A 2710-nucleotide genomic window follows, 5' to 3' on the forward strand; every position below is an offset into this window, starting at 1 on the left:
ATTAAACCGATGGCCTCATCAATATGCTGTTTTTTCTTAGGGTGGGCATCAAAAGGTACTTGTTTATAATGTGGCGGATCTAATTCATCTACTTGGGTGATAACACAGATTACTGGCACATCATAATGATGTTTATCTTTCACAATTTTCCGCAATTTACTTAACTCTTGTAAATCCTCTTCAATCCGAGAATCCGTTTCTTTTGCTTTGATTAAGAAAAGAAACACATCCGGCTGTTCCTCAGTCACCGCTTTAATTAATTCATCCATTGGTGTCTCTTCTTCATAGTCTTCCGTAGGAGTCTCACTCTCACCCAATCCACGAGAGTCCAGCAGACGAATTTTAGGTTGAGAATCACTCGGATACCAAAGCCATTTACCTTTACCAGTTCCAGATTTAACGGGGCTAACGTATTGCCGTTCTTGGCCAAACATTGCATTAATCAGTGATGACTTCCCTGAACCGCGCCTCCCAACAAGAGCAATCCGCGGTTCCCTCGCATCGACCGTCATCGTTTTAAGCTTCAAAAGCTGATCGAGCATTTTGTTCTTTTTCGATTCTGAAATAGGTAATTTATTTACCTGACCTTTAATAAACGTAAACAAACTGCCCATTTCATCGTGTTTCTCTACCATGTGAATTCCCCCTTGATAAGAACTGTTTTATATAATATTTACCCCTGATTGGTTCAACTTAAGCATGTTCATCGAACCATCCAATTACATCAGCTAAAGGGGATTTATCTGTTCTTCAGGAAACTAGAACTGGATCGAATTGTTCGTTTCTCAGTCAGGATTTATCTTTTAGAAACATAACCACACTGGCCATGTATTTTTGAATTTCCTGTACTTGATATGCGGCCGAATCAGCAATCTGTTTGTAATGATGTTGTCCTTCATCCGTAATTCGTAAATAACGTTTTGTTCGTTTTTCACTTTCCCATCTGCCAACAAGCAGGCCGGTCTCTTCCATTTCATGTGATAAATCGTATAAATACCCGTTAGAAGCAATCCAACCGAACTGATTTTTAAGCAGGTCCCCTATTTCCCCCATATAAATGGGCTTCTTTTTGAAAGCCGCCTTCAATGTGACATAACGGACTAGGTCCTTTACGGATATTATTTTCGAGAAATAAGATCGGTATTCCTCAGGAAGTTCGTTCACAACAGGAGGGTTTTCACCAGATCCTTTTAAATCGAACATAAAGCGGTCAATGACATTTTTCACTTCAGAAAAGCGTTCTAGAAAATTCTCCTGGTACCATTTATAAAGTTCTTTCCCTTTTTCCGTTAATTGATAATAATTTCTTCCCTTGTTCGTGTATAATGATAAATGGCCGGATTCGACAAGAGTATTAGAAATCTTACATAAGTAGTCATAGCTATGCACTTTTCCAGTAAACGTATTTTTCAGGTCCTGATGAATCGCCCTTGGATAATTCGTTTTTACTGTTAAAGAATGAAGTAAAAAAATCGTTAAAAATTCTCTCTGACTTAAACCAACCGATTCTACCGTTGTAGACAGTTTTTCCCCCTTCTTCACTGTCAAAACCTCCTTTATAGTGTGTATCAGTTAACTCGTTAGAATAAATATTTTTTCGTCCTACCCTTATTATCCTGTGCTACCACATAATAGTAAAGTTTTTAATACCTAATCCACTTAGTACTTTAGTTAGGGATTTCATCTATTATTGATAGAATAGAATTCTGAATATTCTGCCGAGGTATTCTTTCAAATAAATAATGATATTTAGGACATAAAAAAAGCAACGACCAATTATTAGGCCGTTGCTTTTTTAAAAACTCTTATTGTTCCGTTAAAATAATCGGAGCTTCTTTTGTAATAACAAGAGTATGTTCATATTGAGCGGAAAGTTTGCCGTCCGTTGTTCTAGCGGTCCAGCCGTCTTGGTCCATTTTCATATGCCATGTTCCTGCATTCAACATTGGCTCGATTGTGATGACCATTCCTTCTTTCAGACGAGCACCTTTACCTGGTTTACCATAATGTAAAACAGTAGGGTCTTCATGCATTGTTTTACCAATGCCGTGTCCTGTGAAATCACGGACAACAGAAAATTTTTCGCCTTCTGCATAGGATTGAATCGCATGTCCAATGTCACCAAGGCGATTGCCTGCCCGGGCAACTTCAATGCCTCTATAAAGTGCATTTTTTGTTACATCCATCAAACGTTGAGCTTCCTCGGAAACCTCACCAACTGCATAGGTCCACGCTGAATCCGCCAATCCACCATTAAGGTTCACAACCATATCAATCGTTACGATGTCTCCCTCTTTCAAGGCTTTCTTTTGCGGGAAACCATGGCAAATTACATCATTCACAGATGCACAAGTTGCATATTTGTAGCCATTATAGCCCTTTTGTTCCGGCGTTGCACCGTGCTCTGCTAGATATTTGTCGACAAACGCTTCAATTTCCCAAGTTGTAATGCCCGGCTTAATCATTTTAGCGATTTCTCTATGCGTCGCAGCAAGAAGCTTTCCTGCTTCATGCATCAAATGTATTTCTCGTTCACTTTTTATTGTAATCATTTAAAATCCTCTTTCGTTTAATATCTTTTCTGATTGAGACTCCTTATTTATCATATGCCTTTTTTTATATAAAAAGCAACCAAAAACCCGGTAAAATTACAGGGTTAATAAATTGATCGCCTTTTCTGTTTCCGAAATCGGCAGAAGACAAACAAAAT

At 38.4% G+C, this 2710-nt stretch carries 3 protein-coding genes; all 3 read right to left on the bottom strand.

Annotated features, from left to right (window positions below; translation table 11 throughout):
- Nucleotides 1-635, bottom strand: a 635-nt coding sequence (locus tag AC1DUW_RS25265) for a GTPase family protein (RefSeq protein ID WP_477643762.1), incomplete at its 3' end; no start/stop codon positions are given.
- Nucleotides 636-789: 154 nt separating this feature from the next.
- Entirely contained in the window at nucleotides 790-1542 is a 753-nt protein-coding gene (locus AC1DUW_RS25270) for a helix-turn-helix transcriptional regulator (protein ID WP_053346102.1), read from the bottom strand.
- 263 nt (nucleotides 1543-1805) lie between these two features.
- Nucleotides 1806-2552, bottom strand: coding sequence for a type I methionyl aminopeptidase (gene map, locus AC1DUW_RS25275; protein WP_053346103.1), 747 nt, complete (start codon nucleotides 2550-2552; stop codon nucleotides 1806-1808).
- Nucleotides 2553-2710: the final 158 nt, after the last annotated feature.

The sequence above is a fragment of the Peribacillus sp. P4_C12 genome (genome assembly GCF_056402095.1).